The following is an 18229-nucleotide window of genomic DNA, read 5'->3' as shown; positions in this document are numbered from 1 at the left end:
ATGATGACAGGCACTCCACATCACTCCGCAGTCTGGCCGCTTCAGGCCAGACTTGCTGCGTCTTTGCTGAACCCTCTTTCCTTTGCGCATGATGACCACCTGACAGCTGCCGGCCTTGAGTTGAACGTGCTGCGTGGTCTGGCTGGGCAGGAGGATTTTCAGAGGCCTTTGAACACGCATGTCTCGCAAAAGCTTGGGCTTACTGCGCTTGCTGCTGATGTGGCGGTCACGCCAACTCTGGCAGTCTCAGAGCAGGCCCGGCTTGCACTGATGTTGTGCAGTTTGGGTGCTGAAGACTTTGGCGGCGTTATGCGCATCATTGCGATTGCCAGACTTCATGAAATGATCGGGCGCCTTGTGCTGAAGAATGATTGCCAGCGTATGGAAGCTCTGTTTGGTGAAGAGGTCTTTGATATTGCCATTCGCGATGTGGCGTTCTTCTTCAGCTCGCTTGGCTACGAAAGCGAGAATGATGAAGCATTCCATCATCTATGCAGTGGAAGTGATGAAGAGGCTTTGCAGGCGCTGACCCTTGTTGGTGCCGAGGGCATTCTGGCTTTCGTCAATGCTGTTGATGCGAAACTTGAGCCGCTTGTTCGTCTTCGCTTTTCCAATGAACTCAACGAAAAACTTAGCGCTCGTTTGCTGGTGATGCGAGCAGAGCAGCAAGAGCATTTTGTCCAGTATTTGCGTCGGAGATTGCCACAATGGCGAGCATTTATAGACTGAAAGAGCTGGGCGCAAACCTGACGCCAGGCACGCACATCATTAAGGAAGCTGAATTTGCTTCCGTTGAAACAGCTGACCAGATCATTGCAAATGCGCAGCGCAAGGCAGAGGAAATTCTGCAGGATGCGACGCGCGTTTATGAAGAACAGCAAAAGCAGGGCTATGAAGATGGTGTGCGTAAAGCGCAATCTGAAGCCTGTGAACGCATCCTTGGTGAGCAAGAACTGCTCGACACGCGCTTGCGTGAAGTGGAGCATGATGTTGTTACGGTGACCATCACGCTGCTGCGTCGTTTGCTGGATGAGTTTGATGATGCTGAGCGCGTTCGCCTGATGGCTCGCAGTATGCTGAAATCACTGCGCGCTGAAAAGCGTGTGCGATTGCATGTTGCACCGGAAATGTACTCCCAAGCGATGGCCATGAGTGGTGCGATCACTGATGGTTTCAAGCAGGTCGAGTTTCTTGAAATCGTCGAGGATGGCGACTTGCAGGGGGCTCACATTGTACTGGACGCACCTGTTGGCCGCGTTGATGGCAACTTGCAGGTTCGGCTGGAGGAAATTGAAGAGATCCTGCGTCGTACCTCATCTGCTCAAGCACCCTCCAAGCGATCTTCGGAGGTGTAATGGCATCTCTCATTGAACCTGCTGAGCATGTTGAAGACCGGCGCAACCAGATTGGATCCGGAGTGCCGCGGCTTGGTCGTGCGCTTGTCAAAGCTGCCACGGATGTTGATCCTTATCCGCTGACGGGCCGTGTCCGCAAAGTGGTTGGCACACTCATTCATGCGGTGGTGCCAAAGGTGGAAATTGGCGAAATTGCTGAGCTTTACACGCGCTCAACAGGTCGCAAACTTATGGCAGAAGTGGTTGGGTTTCATGATGATGAAGCGCTGCTGTCTCCCATTGGCGAGCTTTATGGCGTAGGGCCGGACACCGAAGTTCGTCCGACGGGGCATGTGCAATCTGTTCCTGTTGGTGATGGGTTGCTTGGCCGGGTTCTGGATGGCATGGGCAACTTTATTGATGGGCTGGACCGGGAGTTTACGCCTGCAACGCATTATCCGGTCAATCAGGAACCGCCGGATCCTATGCAGCGCCGGATTATTGACAAACCACTGCCAATGGGTGTGCGTGCCATTGATGGCATGCTGACCACCGGCGAAGGCCAGCGTATGGGCATTTTCGCTTCTGCTGGTGGCGGTAAGTCCACCTTGATGGCGATGCTGGTGAAGGGCGCTGCTGTTGATGTGACTGTGCTGGCGCTGATTGGTGAACGTGGCCGAGAGGTACGCGAGTTCATCGAGCATGATCTTGGTCCTGAGGGGATGAAGAAATCAGTTGTGGTTGTTGCCACTTCTGACAAGAGTTCCCTGGAACGTTCGAAAGCGGCGTTTGTTGCAACCTCGATTGCAGAGTACTTCCGCGATCAGGGGAAGCGCGTGCTGTTGCTGATGGATTCCGTGACCCGCTTTGCTCGTGCACAGCGTGAGATTGGCCTCGCTGTTGGTGAGCCGCCGACCCGCCGTGGTTTCCCGCCTTCTGTTTTTGCCACGCTGCCGCGCCTGATGGAGCGCGCAGGAATGAATGATAAGGGCTCGATCACTGCGTTCTATACGGTGCTGATGGAAGGCGATGATATGAACGAGCCGGTTTCGGATGAGACCCGCTCCATTCTGGATGGGCATATTGTGCTGTCGCGCAAGCTGGCGGCGGGCAACCATTATCCTGCCATTGATATTCTGAATTCCAAGAGCCGCGTGATGACGGCGGTTACCACGCCTGAACATCGAGAGATGTCTGGCAAGGTGAACTCGTTGCTGGCGAAATATGAAGAGGTTGAGCTTCTGGTGCAGATTGGTGAGTACCAGAAGGGGGCTGATGCTGAGGCTGATCTGGCAATTGCTAAGAACAAGCCGATCAAAGAATTTCTGCAGCAGCGTACTGATGAGTTCAATGGCTTTGATGAGGCCTTGAGCAAATTGAAGAGCACTGTTGCGTGATCAACCAAATCAAAAAACTTCATCTCGTCAAAATACTTAAGGAGCAGAAAGCTCAACGGACGCTCAACGCTGAGCTGGAGAAAGTTCGACGTGCCAAAGAGCAGCTGGAGCACAAGCGGCAAGTTGCGGCAGATGAACGTGCCGCGCTGCCAGCCAAACAGGATGCGCTTTATCTGGAGATCATTAAGAAGGTCATTTCAACGGATGATCTCGATAAAGTGAAAGAGCAGGCACAGATCCTTGAAAGTGCGGTCAAAAAGCTGGAGGACGCAGCGGAACGCGCGGCCTATGTTTATGATCGTGCGCTTAAAAATGCGGATGCTGCCCGCCTTGAGTATCAAAAAGCACTTCGCATCAAAGATAAGTATGGAAAGGTTGCGGATGATCTTCGGGTAGAGACCAATGCCTTAATGGAGGCTGCGGAGGAGCAGGAGATCGAGGAGCAGTTTTCCGGGCGAAGGCAAGTGGAATTATGAAAGTTTCTCAGGGTTCGCAGCCACTTGAGCAGCAGCAAAATCTTGAAAATATACGCGGTAAGCAACCTCGTGAGCATGGCAAAACGTCTGGCAAGCAGCAGGGCAACAAATTTTCCGAGGGGTTGAACCAGCAGGATGTCAGCTTGTTTCAGGAACAGTTGCGCAGCGCTGAAGGCAAGTCTGTTCCGGTTCATGGAAAGGGTGCTTTTCAGGAGGAGGGCGAAGGTTCCGAGCAGGGCCAGACTGACCCGCTTGACTTGAGCTACGCCCGGTTGCTGGCCGCGTCTGATCCCGCTGAAGCCCGCAGTATTTCTGTTTCCAATCCGTCCGAGCTGTTCAGCTCCGTGCGTCAGGCGAGTACTGAAGCACGTGTCGATAAGGCGATGAGCGCGATTGCAAACCAGATTGAACAGGCCATGCGCACAGAGGCCATGGCAGACAAAAGTGATGGGCGCGTCTTGAGCCTGACCCTTGATGCCAATCGATTTGGCCTTGCCGGACTGAAAGTTATGACAACACAAGGCGGTCTGGCTGTTGTGCTGGAGCGTGTGAGTGGTGACCGGGTTGCTGGTGAAGTTCAGGCCGCAGCGCAGGGGCTCATGAGCACTTTGCAGCAGCGGTTTCCTGATCGGAAAATCCGCATTCTTGATCGACTGGAACAGCAGGAGATTGAAAGTGTTGATGTTGGTTCGTCTTCAATGGGAGGGCTGTCCTCCATCTTTGCGGGGAACAGCACGAGCTCATGACATCCTTGAATTATCAATCCAAAACAGACCCGTTGGCCTACTGGAACGCAGCTTTGAGCTACGCGGAGCAGGACATTACGGTTGAGAGCACGCACACGCTGAATTTTCAGGTGAGTGAAGCGCCTTCCGCTTTTGCGCAAGGGAGTGTGCTGCGCAGTGCATCTGGTGCAACAGCTCTGCTGGTGCTTGAGGACTTTCCGTTTGCTGCACAACTGAATGTACCGCTCGCTTATGCGGATGTTCTTGAGCTGGAAGACGGACTTCGCAATGCTCTGGTTGAAGGCATTGTTTCTAACTTGCGCAATGAATTGCCTGCTGATTTTACGAAGATCCAGAGCGAGCTGCCGTTGCAGGCTGTATCTGCCTTATTGCCAGCGCGTGACCTGGAGCAACTGAGCTGGTTTGCTGTCCGGTATGGTGAAATTGGCGGTGCTCCTGTGCTGGCCAAAGTTGGTGTGCGGCCTGACGCGCTCTCCGGTTTTCTTGGAGATTTGCCGCTGACCGCGCAGCCTGCGTGGCGCGCGGTGCGTGAACAGTTGAACACCTCCATCTGCCTGACGCTGTGTGAAGCGCCGTTGCCAACCACTGAGGTTTCCAGTCTGCGCATTGGGGATCTAGTGGTGCTGGATGCGCCCGCGCTGGGGCAACGGATCACCGTGGACGGGCCGCTGAGCCGACATCATCTGGTGCTGGTTGAGCAAGGATGGGGCTGCGAACGAATTGAGAGTGTGAACGGTATGAGTGAGCTAACCGAAGAAGCGAATGCGGAACAAGTGAGCGGTGCTGAGGAAATTGGCTCCATTGATCTGTCGCAGATGACAGTGCCGGTGCGGTTTGAAGTTGATGAGCGCGAGATCTCTATTGCCGAGCTGGAAAGCTGGGCGGCGGGATCGTTGGTGAACATTGATGTGCCTGCGCTCAATGAAGAGACATCGGTTTATGTGCGAGCTGCGGGCAAGCGCATTGCCAAGGGGCATCTGGTGCAGATTGATGAGCGGGTTGCGCTGCGCATTTCCAAAACTGACCGGGGCACCGGCCTTTAAAACTGCTTTCGGTCACGCCAAAGCCTAACATAACCAGAGGTGCCCAAAGGTGCCCAATCTGAGATTTGCTGATGACGTCTGATCCATTCTCGCTCATATTAGTGCTTGTGGTTGTGGCCCTTGTTCCGTTTCTGGCCATTGTCGCCACATCCTTTATCAAGCTTTCGGTGGTGCTGCTGCTGGTGCGTAACGCGCTTGGCGTGCAGCAGATTCCGCCTAATATGGCGTTGAATGCGCTGGCTATCATTTTGTCCGGCTACATCATGCTGCCGGTCTTTTTGCAGACATTTGAGATCGTAGAGCAAGGAAACCTCTCCATCACCACGGTGGAGGAGATGAAGACTACCTTTGTTGCTGCCAAGGGGCCGCTTGAAGATTTTCTCGCCAAGCACGCGGACAGCAAGGAAAAGGCGTTCTTCCTTGAGGCGTCCCGCCAGTTGTGGCCTGCTGATATTTCCGCAAGCATGACAGAGGACAGCATCGCAATTCTGCTGCCGGCCTATACCGTTTCGCAGTTACGTGAGGCGTTTGAGATCGGGTTCCTGCTGTATCTGCCGTTCCTGGCGATTGACCTTGTTGTTTCCAACATCCTGCTTGCCATGGGTATGATGATGGTGTCGCCGCTGACGATTTCCCTGCCGTTTAAACTGTTCCTGTTTGTGGCCGTGGATGGGTGGTCGCGTTTGATCCTCGGTCTCATCAAGACCTACGTTTAGCCGGAAATGTGAGAGGAGTAGCTTATGTCCCCTGAAGACGCCGTCTACCGCATTTCCGAGGCGATGATCCTTGTGATGATGCTGTCTTTGCCGCCAATCATTGTTGCCTCGCTTGTCGGCCTTGCTGTGTCGCTGTTGCAGGCTTTGACGCAGATGCAGGAGCAGACAATCCAGTTTGGGGTCAAGCTGATCGCCGTGGCGCTGACGCTGTTCATGATGTCCAGCTTCCTTGGCTCGGAGACCATTGGCTTTACGCAGGCCTTGTTTGATGATTTCCCGACCTTGGTCAGGTAACGCCAATGAACCTGCTTGCGGAGATCACCACAGTCCATCGTGATGCATTTCTTGTTTTGTTGCTGACGTTTCCGCGCATTTTTGCGGTGTTTGCCACATCTCAGATCTTCAATGCCACGTTGATGTCGCGCATGGCGCGTAATGTGGTTGTGATGGTGATTGCGATCCCGCTGTACCCCTATAACCTGCAGTATGTGGACGGGTTTTCGCCAACTGGATCGATGTTTGTTGTCTACTTCTTCAAGGAGTATGCCATCGGGTTTCTGATTGGCTATACGATCTCTTGTCTGCTTTGGGCTGTGCAGTCCGCCGGGACATTGATTGACAACCAGCGCGGTGCTGCGGTTGCCTCCAGTATTGATCCGATGTTGGGGAACGAGAGCTCGCCCGTCGGGGATTTGTTCTCCCGTGCGTTCATTCTCTATCTCTTCCTGACGCCAGGGTTCTTCTTCATCCTGACACTGGTTTATAACTCCTACATGATCTTTCCGGTGACAGAGTTTATTCCTGTTCTGCCAGAGGATTTCCCGGAGTTGATCCTGTCGATCTTCGACAATGCGATGCGCCTGATGTTTGTTATGGCTGCACCATTGGTGATCCTGATGTTCCTTGCAGAGTTTGCACTGGCGATTATCAGCCGGTTTGATCCGCAAATTCAGGTGTTCATTCTTGCCATGCCGATCAAGAGTGGCGTGGCCGTCATTCTGCTGACGTTCTATCTGTCGTTCCTGCTGCCTGAAGCGGCTGAGCACCAGATTGAGCTGAAGCTGTTTACGGACGAGATCTTCGGGATCTTTGAAAAAGGCAAGGATATCTATCAGGATCAAAAGCTTGAGGTCCGTCCATGAGTGGGCAGAGTGCTGGCGAAAAAACCGAACTTCCCACCCCCAAACGAGAACGTGAATCTCGTGAGAAAGGGCAGGTGGCCAAGAGTACCGAGGTCACGACCACCATCTCGCTGTTTGCGGTGATTGCTTATCTCTGGTTTGCGTGGGACCGCAATTTCTCCAAGCTGGTTGGCCTGATGGATGACATGGCCAGTCTGGCGACACGGCGAGACTTTTCTTCCTCCGCCGGAGAAGGGGTGTTTGGTGTTTTTTCGACCTTTATGGACATTGTGCTGCCGCTGATTGGTGTTGCCATTGCGGCGGGTATCTTTGGCAACTTTGTGCAGTTTGGCTTTCTCTGGGCCGTTGACAGCATCATGCCCAAGCTGAGCAAGATCAGTCTGGCTGAAGGGTTTAAGCGCATCTTTTCCATGAAGCAGGTGGTGCAGGTTCTCAAATCCATCCTGAAGATCGCCTTGCTCAGCACCATGCTCTACTTCACAGTGAAGTACGCGATTGGCGCTTACATCAACTCGCTCTCCTGCGGCATTCCCTGCATTGCTAATATCAGCGGTGCGATTATGAAACTGATCCTCGGGATCTCGTTTCTGGCCTTTGTTGGCGTGGCGATCCTTGATTTCATGTTTCAGAAGCACACCCACATCAAGAGCCTGAAGATGACGAAGGAAGAGGTGAAGCGGGAACATAAGGAGTCCGAGGGCAGTCCTGAGATTAAAGGGCAGCGTAAGCGGATTTCTCAGGAAATTCTCATGAGCGACAACCTTGAGAATACCCGCAAAGCCAGTGCTGTTGTAGTAAACCCGACGCACTACGCGGTTGCCATTTCCTATCGCCCGGATGAGGTTGCTGTGCCGTTGGTGGTTGCCAAGGGGCTTGATCTGACTGCGCTTAAGATGCGTACAGAAGCTGAGGCGGCAGGTGTGCCGATTTTTGCCAATGTGAAGCTTGCCCGTATGTTGCATGCGGAAGTGGAGATTGAAGAGCTCATTCCGCAAGACATGTTTGCAGCTGTTGCCGAAATTCTCGTCTGGATCGATAAGAACAAAGACATCCTTTACAACGGCCCGCTTGAACGCGGTGTGATCGATCTTGAGCATGAGAAGAAGAGCGGTGATGAGCCGCTGAACTAAAGCAGTTCGCATTTAAGCTGAAACACCTGAACTGCTTTAGCCTTTGTTTTTGCGTATCTTTATCCGAAAACCGGTCTCCACTTTTCGGAGATACACTGTCGTTTCATCAATGTTCCGAGAAGCGCCCCAAGTCCTATATTTTCTCGTCTTTCTGTCTTGAATAATCCAGCTTGCAGTTGTGTGAGAATCGTGCTTCATTTGTAATTGTATTGTAATGCAATTGTAATTCAAGTGAGGGCAAGATGTTTTATAGGCTCAATAAGCGGGACGTAGTCTCGGGTTTCATCACCAGTTTGTTCGTTTTGGTTTTCTTGTTTTTTGCGCAAGCCTCTTTGGCGCAATCGCCGCATCAAAAGGGTGGCCCCATCAGTGAGCCGCTTGGTGAACTGAATATGCAGATTTGGCGGGTTCCGGTTGAGTTGGAAGACGGCAGTAGGACGATCACTTTGGATGCGACCACCTTCAAGCCGGATGGAGAAGGGCCTTTTCCGCTGGCGGTCTTTACTCATGGGGCGGCTCGGAGTGCTCCACGTGATGGTCCCTATGATTTCCGTCCTGACGCTGCAATCAGGTGGTTTCTTGCGCGAGGATACGCTGTTGCTGTTGTTATTCGCAGAGGCTACGGACGTTCAGAGGGGCAGCGTTCTGTTGTTGAGGATGGGGATTCAGAAGGTTTCATAAAGGTCCTTGAGGAGCGCGTTCATGATATCAATAGTTCAGTGCGTTACTTTCAGGATCAGCAGTTTGTGGTTGCTGATCATATTGTCCTTCTCGGATTTTCAGCAGGTGGGAACAGCGTATTAGCCGCGTCTCGGAAGGCTCCAAATGGTGTTCGCGGTGTCATTTCTTTCGCACCGGGAGCCGTGACAATAGATGATTATAGTGCGCGGGATTTAGAACAGGCAGAACAAGGTTTCAGGATGTTTGGGGCTGGGACAACGCTACCAACACTCTGGGTTTATGCGGAGAACGAGGAGTACTATAGCCCGATGTTGGCCAGGTCATTTTTTGAGGCCTACACATCAGAAAGTGATGCAAAGCAAGAGCTTGCCATTTTGCCGCTTGAGGGTGAGAACGGTCATGATCTCTTTCTGAGGGATGAGGGCCCTAAAGTCTGGGGCCCGGTTGTTGCTCCGTTTCTTGAGCGGTTGAGGCCTTAAAGCAGTTCGCATTTAAATTGAAATACCTGAACTGCTTTAGAGCGTGTTGCGTTCATTTGCATTCACGCCTCACGCTCTAATTTCTTTACTTTCAGCGAATTCTTGTCGTTTGATTGAATTCAATCAAACGGAACGCGCTCTAGTCTTTGTTTTTGCATATCTTTATCCGAAAACCGGTTTCCACTTTTCGGAGATACGCTGTCGTTCGTCGCGTTTGCATCAAAAACTTATTCCCCCAGGTTCCGCCAGCCCTAAGATTATCTCGTGTCCACGTACACGGGCAGCTGGCGGAGCGACCGTCAGTGTGGCGTGGGCTGGGCGGGGCTACCGGGAGACATAACGCATCCTCCGGCGGGTCCGTTGAAACACCCCTTGAAAGTCTTTAGTGCAGGGACCAAGCGGAAGCTGGTCACCCGATGGGCGTCTACACTGGCAGCTGCAGCTGTCAGGGACAAGTCAAACTGTCCTTTACAGCAACTGCCCTGACTGTGAGTTTCGAAGCAAAACCTTGTGTTTTGTGAGGCCTCACGTTGATGGGTAGGCACCTGCTCCCAATGCCTTTCGGTGGAGACCTTGTTTCATACAAAAACGCCCGGGCAAGGCGACAGCCAATGCCGAAGAAACTAATTTAATACCTAGCGCAGGCACTGCCTGCTCGCCTTGCCCCTCCCGTTTCTCGGGACCCTAAATTCCACCACTGCATGGAAGGCCATGCGGTGCCATTGGTGTTTGTATGGCGGGTTGCTGAGACTTGGGTTGGATTAGTACAAAAATGGATGCTCCACCTTCATGTGAATTTAAAGTGTCCCCGCGAGAATTGCTGGGTAACTTTTCGGAGAACGAGAATGAGTGTTGAGCACGAAAAATGGGCGACTGATGTTTTGAAACACATTGGTGTTAACCCGGAAATCCCAGCTCAGGTTATTGATGAGGAGCCGGATGGGATTGGTGATCAACCAGACGGCAATGAACAGCCGGAGCTGAAAGCCGGTTCTCAGGACCAGGTGGAAGCTGTTGGTCAGGACCACGTTAAGAGCATGGAAAAGGCTGAGGAAAAAGAGCTCGATGACGTCCACGGGCAGGTTAAAGATAACGTTACGGAGCCTGAAAAAACAGCTGCTCAAGAAAAAGTGGAAGCAGAAGTTCAGGAGCCGTCTAAGCCTGAAGATGTTCCTGCCGTTGATGGTGATGCCTCCAAGCCAGATCTGATCCTGCCGGAAGATGGAAGTTTGAAAGAGGCTGCGGATATCATGGCGATAGCTGAGCGAGAAGTTGGATGCGGGGAAGGGGAAATCAAATTCACCGGCTTCAGTTCTTGCATCGGTGTTACCGTGCGAGACGGCACCAAGGTAAAAGGCGTGCACCTTGCCTTGATTAAAGAAGATGGCAAACCATTCAACAAAGATGATGCAGCAAAAGTGCTTACGTCTTTAGGGACCTACTCAGAAGCAATGATTTTTGGCCAGATCGTATTCTGGAAAAATCCTGATAATAAGGTTGACGACGCCTTTAAGGTTCTGGAGGAGGGACTAAAAGCTGGAGCGACCAAAGAGGATGGTTATAAGGATTTCCAGTTTGATGACGGGGAGTACGGTGCAGAGATCACCGAGGATGATGATTTCTTCCCAACATTTTAAGAACAAGGTGGAACCCGATGACCCGAAGTTGGGGCTTCTGATTATGGTTATTCGGGTTCCACCTTACTGCCCGGGCAAAGGGCAGATTTTACGCGGTATTCGGGGATCAGGCTGGTAGGGTGCCAACCTTGCCGCGTAAACTGATTTTCTCTAATGGCTGGATGTTGGCGTTTGGCGCCAGTTCCTGGAAGGACAGCACAGCCAGATCGGCATAGTCGCGCTCGATTACTTTTCTGAAGAAACGGCGGATATCCATTGGGACCAGAATGACCGGAGCGATGCCGTTGTGTGCCAGATTATCGCCAATGGCGCTGCGCATGACGGTGATGAGCTGGCGGTGTGTATCCGGGGAAAGCGCCAGATAGGAGGCGCCGCTGGTTTGTCTGATGGCACCGCGCACTTCATCCTCGATGTCTTTATCGATGAGATATGCCGGAATGATGTGCTGACCTGCAGAGTATTTGTGCGTGATGTAGCGGCTCAATGCCATGCGGATATGCTCCGTCAACATGAGCGGATCTTTTTCCTTCTGGCCCCATTCCACGATGGCCTGCAGGATCGTGCGCATATCACGGATGGAGATGTCCTCACGCACCAGACGCTTGAGAACATCGGCCAACGAGATGAGAGGGACGGCGCGGTTTACTTCGCGCACCAGCTCGTCAAAGTCGCCTTCCATGTGCTTGAGCAGGAACATGCATTCCTGAATGCCGAGGAACTCTGCGGCGTGTTGTTTAAGCACATGAGCCAGATGCAGGCTGAGCATGCCGGTCAGTGTCAGGGTCTGAATACCAGCGCGGGTTGCTTGTTCAAAGTGTCGGTTGTTTACCCAGAAGGAAGGGGTGTTTGGCAGGAAACTGTCGCCTTCCTCGTAAGGAATGTTGAACATAGCGAGGTTTGGCGGTGTTTCGCGGGCAATGAAATAGCCGGACCGTGCTGCGCCACGGGCAACAGGGACTTCGTTGACGAGGATGCGGTACTCTCCTTCCGGCAGGCTCTCGTTGAGGCGCAGTTTAATGCCCGGGAAGGGGACGCCGAGATCGAAGTAAAGCGCTTTGCGCACCTTTGCGACTTCTCTGTCGAGCTTCTTCGGGTTGAGTGTGGACCTGACTGAAGACGAGATATCGACAATGAGCGGAACGGTGATTGTAATGGCAAGATCCTGAGCGGCTTCCACTTCGGTCGCCATGTCCTCATCAGGCATCATCATAGCTTCGCCTTCAGGCGCTATGGCGGGTGCAAAGGCTGAGAGCTGCTGTGAATCCTTTCTAGCGGACTGAGACTTGGTCTTTCGCATGGAGAAGAAAGAAACAGAGCCGAAGATTGCTGCAAGGAGCAAGAAGATGAAAGTTGGGAAGCCAGGAATAAGCGCGAAGCCAACCATGATTGTCGCTGCAATCATGAGGGCCCTTGGTTCACTGTTCAACTGTTTGGCAATATCAGATCCAAGGTCGCTGGAATCTTCGGTGCTTACACGGGTGACCATGAACCCAGCTGTGATGGAGATGAACAGAGCCGGGATCTGAGCAACCAGACCATCACCGATGGTCAAAATGGTGTAACGATCCAGAGCATCAACAGCGCTCATACCATGCTGGGAGGTGCCAATGATGACGCCGCCGATGATGTTAACCGCGGTGATGATCAGGCCCGCAATCGCATCGCCCTTCACGAACTTCATGGCGCCGTCCATGGAACCGTAAAGCTGGCTTTCTTTTTCCAGCTTGGTGCGGCGGCGCTTGGCTTCATCCAGTTCGATCTGGCCAGCACGCATGTCGGAGTCGATCGACATCTGCTTGCCGGGCATCGCGTCAAGGGAGAAACGGGCAGAGACTTCTGCCACGCGTTCAGAGCCCTTGGTGATCACCAGAAAGTTTACGATGGTCAGGATCAGGAAGATAACGATACCGACGACCAGATTACCCTGGACCACGAAGTTGCCGAAGGTGTCGATGATTTCACCGGCATCGGCTTTGAGCAGGATCAGACGGGTCGTCGTGATGGACAAAGACAAGCGAAAGAGGGTCGTCAGAAGCAAGATAGAGGGAAAGGCCGAGAGGGCTACAACATCTTTCAGGTAGAGCGCAGCCATCAGCAGGATCGCAGCAAGGCTCAGGTTGATTGCAATGAGCGTATCCACGAGAACCGTCGGTAACGGAAGGATCATCATGAATACGATTGCGATCAAAAGAAATGCCAGGAGAACATCATTTCTCCCTGACAACATTTGAAAGATTTTTTGCACGTCCTGCTCCTGATTTCAGCCTGCTCTTGCTTTCAGGCCAATTCACCTTTCGCTTCTAACAATTGGAAAAAGCCACAGGTGTGCCGCAGCAAACACTTGAGTAAAAATTTAAAAGAAGATTTGGAGTTATCCTTGCTCGTAAACGCTTATCAGGCGGGTAAAATGATTTCGCCGGTGTTTTCGGTCAAGGAGATCTGCGGTCCGGGTGTGGTCTCAATCATGAGATTGAGTTTGCCAGCTTCGCTCAAAAAGTCTTTGAGCGTGGTGTAGAGTTTGTTTCTATCCAGATTGTTGGTGTACTCGGTTTTGATCAATGCGAGATCGCCGTCCTTCTCAACAAGGCCAACACGGTAATTATTTTCTGCCTGTTGTTCCCCTGAGTAGCGTAGGGCGTTAAGATATGTATCCCTTCGGGCTTCTGGCGCAGGGCTGCCTAAAATGGTGGAGATATGAAGGATATTATTGTCTTCATCACTTTCCAGGATGATCAGGAAATCTTCCAGTAGAACAGTCCAGGTTTTGGCTTCTGCGTACTCTGATATCTCCAAGGCTTCCAGAAGCGGTCCGACTTCAACCATCAAGTCGTGAATGATTTTGAAGTTGCCCATTCAGTTGTCCCTAACTCTACTGATTTATCTGGGATATTCTGTAGGGCCGGTCTCGAGAGTGTGTTGTGCTGTTTGATACAAACTACAATCATCTGAAGAAGAAAATTGCAGGCTGCATGCAATGTTTATTGGCGACGACTTATGATGAAGTTTTCGAACAGATGACTCGGCTCTGCTTTGAACTGTGAAATTGCTTAAGTCACTATGCGGAATTGGGTTTTACTTATTGCTTGACAATATAGTCTGATGAATATCTCATTACCTTAATAAAATTATAATGAAAAATCTTTTTGGGGGAGGGGTTGTTTTGTCTAAAGGTAATTTATTGAAATCTAGTCTGGTTGCACTTCTGCTTTTCGGCGGTGTTCTCTCTGCGGAAGCTGAAGTTATCAAGATCGGATACATTGATCCGCTATCAGGTCCGTTTGGGAGTACGGGTGATGCTGGGGTGAAGCACTTCCGCTATGCGGCTGAAGAAATTAATGCTGCTGGTGGTATGGGCGGCATGCAGGTGGAAGTGGTTGCTTTTGATAATAAAATCAATCCGAAAGAGAGCCTTGTTCAACTGCAGAAGGCGATTGATCAGGGCGTCCGCTTTATTGCGCAGGGGAACGGGTCGAGCGTTGCGAATGCTTTGACTGATGCGATTGCTAAGCACAACAAGCGAAATCCGGGAGAAGAGGTTCTTTTCCTCAACTATGCAGCGGTTGATCCGGCGCTGACCAACAAGAAATGCAATTACTGGCATTTCCGGTTTGATGCGCATGTGGACATGAAAATGGCGGGTCTGACTGATTGGCTGCGGGATCAGAAAGACATCAAGTCTGCTTATATTCTGGCGCAGGATTATTCTTACGGGCGAGCGTTTACAGCAGCTGCAAAGTCCATGATTGAGGAGAAACGTCCGGACATCAAGATTGTTGGTGCAGAGCTTCATCCTATTGGCAAGGTTAAGGATTTCACACCCTACGTGCAGAAAATGATGAGCGCGAAAGCGGATGTTGTGTTTACGGGAAACTGGGGAACAGACATGACGCTGCTGGTGAAAGCGGCTAATGCGTCCGGTCATACGGTACCGTATCTGACGTTCTATGGCGGTGGTCTTGGAGCACCAACTGCGATGGGGCAGAGCGCTGTTGGGCTGGTGAAGCAGATCACTGAGTTCCATGAGAACATCGAGGCCTCTGAAAAGCAGATGGCTCGGGTGGATGATTTTGAGAAAACCAATAGTCTTGATTACTATTACGAGCGGGTTTTCACCTTGATGAACATGCTTGATAAGGCCGTTGATGCGGTTGGGTCAGTGGATGTGCCCAAGGTTGCAGCTGAGCTGGAAGGGATGACTTATGAGACGCCGTATGGAGAGGTGACCATGCGGGCGGATGACCACCAGCTGATGCAACCGCTTTATATCTCAACGTTTTCTGAGGGTGTGGCTCGTGATGTTGAGAATACCGGTTATGGGTTCAAGACAGATATCACCATTCCGGCAGCAGCGACTGAAACTCCGACGACGTGCAGGATGCGTCGTCCTTCCTAACGATCTTACTTGAACAATGGCATGCTCGGGCAATTGGGCTTGAGCGTGCTCTTTTCTCTTGAGGGATGTTATGGAGACGGTTGTTTTTGCTCTGCTCAACGGGCTGATCTATGGCTTGTTGCTGTTCATGCTGTCCAGCGGATTGACGTTGATTTTCAGTATGATGGGCGTTCTCAATATGGCTCATGCCAGCTTTTACATGCTGGGTGCCTATTTTGCATTTACCCTTGGCCAGCACACCGGCTTCTGGTTTGCGTTATTTCTGGCGCCGATTTGCGTTGGAGCAGCTGGAGCCTGCGTTGAAAAGTGGGGCCTGCGCAAAGTGCATGCCAGGGGGCATGTGGCTGAGCTGCTTTTCACGTTCGGGCTGGCTTATGTGATTGAGGAGCTGGTGAAGATTGTCTGGGGCAAGTTTGCAGTTGCCTATGAGATTCCGCCGGAGCTCAATTATTCGCTCTTTGAACTGTTCGGTTCTCAGTATCCGGCGTATCGCATTTTCATGTTGGCTGTGTCCATCGCGATGCTGGCGGGACTTTGGTACCTGTTGAAGCGGACACGGATCGGACTGATCATTCAGGCGTCGCTGACACATCCGCATATGGTGTCTCATCTGGGACATAACGTGCCGCGGATCTTTATGCTGGTGTTTGCGGCGGGGTGCGCTCTGGCGGGTCTGGCCGGGGTGATTGGCGGCAACTATCTGGTGACCGAGCCGTCCATGGCGTTTTCATTCGGACCGATTGTTTTTGTGGTTGTTGTGGTTGGCGGTATGGGCAGCCTGGAAGGGGCGTTTATCGCCAGTTTGCTGATTGGCTTTCTTCAGACCTTTGCCATCTCAATCGACAGCAGTTTTGCGGAGATCTTTTCGTTTGCCGGGTTGAGCGCGGATGGTGATATCGGACGTATTACAATTGCGTCTTTGGCTCCCATGCTGCCGTTCCTTCTTTTGGTGCTGATGTTGATGCTGCGTCCGCGTGGTTTGATGGGGGAGCGTGAGTTTTGACCGACTACAGTCTTGACCGGGTGCCTGATCTGGCACCGAGTGCACGCTACAAATTTGCGACACGGGTTCTGCCGCTGTTGCTGCTTGCTCTGATCCTGTTGAGCATTCCGCTGTTTGAGCCGTCCAGAACGTGGCTGTCGCTGTTCAATGCGATTGGCATCAATATGGTTTTTGCTCTGTCCTACAACATGTTGCTTGGGCAGGCGGGCATGCTTTCCTTCGGTCACGCCGTCTACTTTGGGCTTGGTGGTTATGCGGCTATGCATGGGATGAATGCGATTGAGAACGCCAGTTATGATGGCGGCGTCTGGGCGGCCTTTCCCATGTTTGCCCTGCCACTGGTGGGGTTTGCGGGAGGAGCGCTGGCGGGCGCAGTGATTGGCTGGCCGTCCTGCCGGCGGGCCGGTGTGCCGTTTGCCATGATCTCGCTTGGCATTGCCGAGCTTGTTGCAGCTGCCGGGTTCATGTTTATCAGCGTCTTCGGTGGCGAGGAAGGTATCACTGGCGATCGTATGAATGGTGTTGAGCTGTTCAAGTTGTCTCTTGGGCCGTTGGGCGAAGTGTACTGGTTTATCGCGTTCTGGACCTTTTTAGGCACCGCGCTGATGTATGCCTTCACCAGAACACCGCTTGGCAAGATGGCGCAGGCGGTGCGGGATAATCCAGAGCGGGTGCAGTTTGTGGGTTATAACCCCAACCGTGTGCGTTATTTGGTGTTCATCGCCGCTGGCGGTTTTGCTGGGCTGGCGGGCGGCATGTCTGCGGTGAACTATGAGATATTTACGCCGGAAAGCCTGAGTGTGGTGCCGTCAGGTCTGGTGCTGCTGATGGCGTTCATTGGCGGGGCGCGGTACTTTGCAGGGCCTATTCTTGGAGCTGTGGTGCTGACTTATATGCAGTCCAACCTCTCAGATTATTCAGAGGCGTGGCTGCTTTATCTGGGCCTTTTGTTTATCGGGATGATCTTGTTTGCACCGGGCGGGCTTGCAGGGTTGTTGCTGAGCGGGACTGCAGCCGTAAAACATTCTTTGAGTGGTAAGGGGGTGTTACGGGTAGGAGCGTTTGTGACTTCGGCCCTGATGGTTGCAGCTGGTGTTATTGTGCTGGTTGAGTTGGCAGTGCGGCATTCCAATGGGTTTGGAGAGGCTTTCGAACCGTTTGGTTTCCATCTGGCTCCTGACCAGATGATGCCGTGGGCAGTTGGTTTGATACTTGCCGGTGTTGGCATGAGCTCGCTCAAAGTGCTTTCCAGACAGGGAGGTGTCGGCTCATGAGCGCTCCAGCCTTACAGCTGACGGACCTTCGCAAAAATTTTGGTCCGGCGAAGATCATCGAAGGGGTTTCGCTGGAGATTGCCCGGGGTGAGCGGCACGCGATCATCGGCCCCAACGGGGCTGGGAAGTCCACCTTGTTTAACCTTATCTCCGGTCTGTTTCCACCAAGTTCAGGGAAGATCAGTCTGGGTGGACAGCAGATCGCTGGTCTTAAGCCTCATCAGATCAATCGGCTTGGATTGTCGCGGAGTTTTCAGGTCTCCAACATTTTTACCAATATGTCGGTTCGTGAGAATGTGCGCTGCGGGGTGTTGTGGTCGCTTGGATATGGGCACAGCTTTTGGCGGAACATTGGTAACCTGAAGGAGGTTCAGCGGAAGACTGCTGAGGTGCTGGAGAAGGTGGGGCTGACGGACAAGGCGGATGTGCCTGCTGTGCTGCTGGCCTATGCGGACCAACGCACACTGGAGATTGCCATCACCATTGCAGGCGGGGCAGATGTAATCTTGCTGGATGAGCCGACGGCAGGCATGAGCCATTCTGAAACCGACAGGGCGATCAAGCTCATTGAGATGGCGACGGAAGGGAAGACGCTCCTGATCGTGGAGCATGACATGGGCGTTGTGTTCGGGCTTTCTGACCGAATTTCAGTGCTTGTTTATGGTGAGATCATCGCGACCGGAACGCCAGAGGAAATTCGCGGTAATGCGCGGGTGCGAGAGGCGTATCTGGGGGATGAGGCAGATTTTGCGGAGATGAGTGCATGAGCAGGGTTGCT

The 18229-nt window shown here is 52.4% G+C and carries 18 protein-coding genes; 16 read left to right on the top strand and 2 right to left on the bottom strand.

Annotated features, from left to right (window positions below):
• From PsAD46_RS20800 to PsAD46_RS20745, 12 genes are all read left to right on the top strand, one after another.
• Positions 1 to 729, top strand: a complete 729-nt coding sequence (locus tag PsAD46_RS20800) for a hypothetical protein (RefSeq protein WP_063307786.1) — start codon at positions 1 to 3, stop codon at positions 727 to 729.
• Positions 708 to 1355 (top strand): type III secretion system stator protein SctL, encoded by a 648-nt coding sequence (gene sctL / locus PsAD46_RS20795; protein WP_063307785.1) that lies wholly within the window; start codon positions 708 to 710, stop codon positions 1353 to 1355. Before PsAD46_RS20800 ends, sctL begins: the two co-directional genes overlap by 22 nt.
• Positions 1355 to 2731 (top strand): type III secretion system ATPase SctN, encoded by a 1377-nt coding sequence (gene sctN / locus PsAD46_RS20790; protein WP_063307784.1) that lies wholly within the window; start codon positions 1355 to 1357, stop codon positions 2729 to 2731. The genes sctL and sctN overlap by 1 nt, the downstream gene beginning before the upstream one ends.
• A complete protein-coding gene (locus PsAD46_RS20785; protein ID WP_063307783.1) occupies positions 2728 to 3207 on the top strand; it encodes a YscO family type III secretion system apparatus protein in 480 nt (159 codons plus the stop codon). Before sctN ends, PsAD46_RS20785 begins: the two co-directional genes overlap by 4 nt.
• On the top strand, positions 3204 to 3953 hold the full coding sequence (locus PsAD46_RS20780) for a hypothetical protein (protein ID WP_063307782.1): 750 nt from the start codon (positions 3204 to 3206) through the stop codon (positions 3951 to 3953). The genes PsAD46_RS20785 and PsAD46_RS20780 overlap by 4 nt, the downstream gene beginning before the upstream one ends.
• Positions 3950 to 4996 carry a FliM/FliN family flagellar motor switch protein gene (locus tag PsAD46_RS20775; protein WP_063307781.1) on the top strand — a complete coding sequence of 349 codons (1047 nt, stop codon included), beginning with the start codon at positions 3950 to 3952 and terminating at the stop codon, positions 4994 to 4996. The genes PsAD46_RS20780 and PsAD46_RS20775 overlap by 4 nt, the downstream gene beginning before the upstream one ends.
• 71 nt (positions 4997 to 5067) lie before the next feature.
• Positions 5068 to 5712 (top strand): type III secretion system export apparatus subunit SctR, encoded by a 645-nt coding sequence (gene sctR, locus PsAD46_RS20770; protein ID WP_057463727.1) that lies wholly within the window; start codon positions 5068 to 5070, stop codon positions 5710 to 5712.
• A 24-nt stretch (positions 5713 to 5736) separates the two neighbouring features.
• Positions 5737 to 6006, top strand: coding sequence for a type III secretion system export apparatus subunit SctS (sctS, locus tag PsAD46_RS20765; RefSeq protein WP_008546860.1), 270 nt, complete (start codon positions 5737 to 5739; stop codon positions 6004 to 6006).
• A gap of 5 nt (positions 6007 to 6011) precedes the next feature.
• Positions 6012 to 6854 carry a type III secretion system export apparatus subunit SctT gene (sctT, locus tag PsAD46_RS20760; protein WP_057463728.1) on the top strand — a complete coding sequence of 281 codons (843 nt, stop codon included), beginning with the start codon at positions 6012 to 6014 and terminating at the stop codon, positions 6852 to 6854.
• On the top strand, positions 6851 to 7984 hold the full coding sequence (gene sctU, locus PsAD46_RS20755) for a type III secretion system export apparatus subunit SctU (protein ID WP_057463729.1): 1134 nt from the start codon (positions 6851 to 6853) through the stop codon (positions 7982 to 7984). The genes sctT and sctU overlap by 4 nt, the downstream gene beginning before the upstream one ends.
• Before the next feature lie 242 nt (positions 7985 to 8226).
• Complete coding sequence (locus PsAD46_RS20750; RefSeq protein WP_063307780.1) at positions 8227 to 9144, top strand: alpha/beta fold hydrolase; 918 nt, start codon at positions 8227 to 8229, stop codon at positions 9142 to 9144.
• 845 nt (positions 9145 to 9989) lie between these two features.
• Complete coding sequence (locus tag PsAD46_RS20745; protein ID WP_063307779.1) at positions 9990 to 10781, top strand: hypothetical protein; 792 nt, start codon at positions 9990 to 9992, stop codon at positions 10779 to 10781.
• Positions 10782 to 10887: 106 nt separating this feature from the next.
• Here the strand turns inward: PsAD46_RS20745 and sctV are convergent, their stop codons facing one another.
• On the bottom strand, positions 10888 to 13026 hold the full coding sequence (gene sctV, locus PsAD46_RS20740; RefSeq protein WP_057464013.1) for a type III secretion system export apparatus subunit SctV: 2139 nt from the start codon (positions 13024 to 13026) through the stop codon (positions 10888 to 10890).
• A 149-nt stretch (positions 13027 to 13175) separates the two neighbouring features.
• On the bottom strand, positions 13176 to 13634 hold the full coding sequence (locus tag PsAD46_RS20735) for a type III secretion system chaperone (protein WP_063307778.1): 459 nt from the start codon (positions 13632 to 13634) through the stop codon (positions 13176 to 13178).
• Between the two features lie 307 nt (positions 13635 to 13941).
• Here PsAD46_RS20735 and PsAD46_RS20730 point away from each other — a divergent pair, with 307 nt between their 5' ends.
• The 4 genes from PsAD46_RS20730 (at position 13942) to PsAD46_RS20715 (ending at position 18218) form a co-directional block, all read left to right on the top strand.
• Positions 13942 to 15174: a branched-chain amino acid ABC transporter substrate-binding protein gene (locus tag PsAD46_RS20730; RefSeq protein ID WP_063307777.1), complete on the top strand. Its 1233-nt coding sequence runs from the start codon at positions 13942 to 13944 to the stop codon at positions 15172 to 15174.
• Positions 15175 to 15244: 70 nt separating this feature from the next.
• Positions 15245 to 16177, top strand: coding sequence for a branched-chain amino acid ABC transporter permease (locus PsAD46_RS20725; RefSeq protein ID WP_063307776.1), 933 nt, complete (start codon positions 15245 to 15247; stop codon positions 16175 to 16177).
• The gene (locus PsAD46_RS20720; RefSeq protein ID WP_063307775.1) at positions 16174 to 17451 is read left to right on the top strand and encodes a branched-chain amino acid ABC transporter permease; all 1278 of its coding nucleotides are present in this window, start codon (positions 16174 to 16176) and stop codon (positions 17449 to 17451) included. Before PsAD46_RS20725 ends, PsAD46_RS20720 begins: the two co-directional genes overlap by 4 nt.
• A complete protein-coding gene (locus PsAD46_RS20715; RefSeq protein ID WP_063307774.1) occupies positions 17448 to 18218 on the top strand; it encodes an ABC transporter ATP-binding protein in 771 nt (256 codons plus the stop codon). The genes PsAD46_RS20720 and PsAD46_RS20715 overlap by 4 nt, the downstream gene beginning before the upstream one ends.
• Positions 18219 to 18229 lie beyond the last annotated feature (11 nt).

Source organism: Pseudovibrio sp. Ad46 (assembly GCF_001623065.1).
Classification (GTDB): Bacteria; Pseudomonadota; Alphaproteobacteria; order Rhizobiales; family Stappiaceae; genus Pseudovibrio.
The sequence above is the reverse complement of the archived record's forward strand: the minus strand, read 5'-3'. Positions and strand labels throughout refer to the sequence as shown.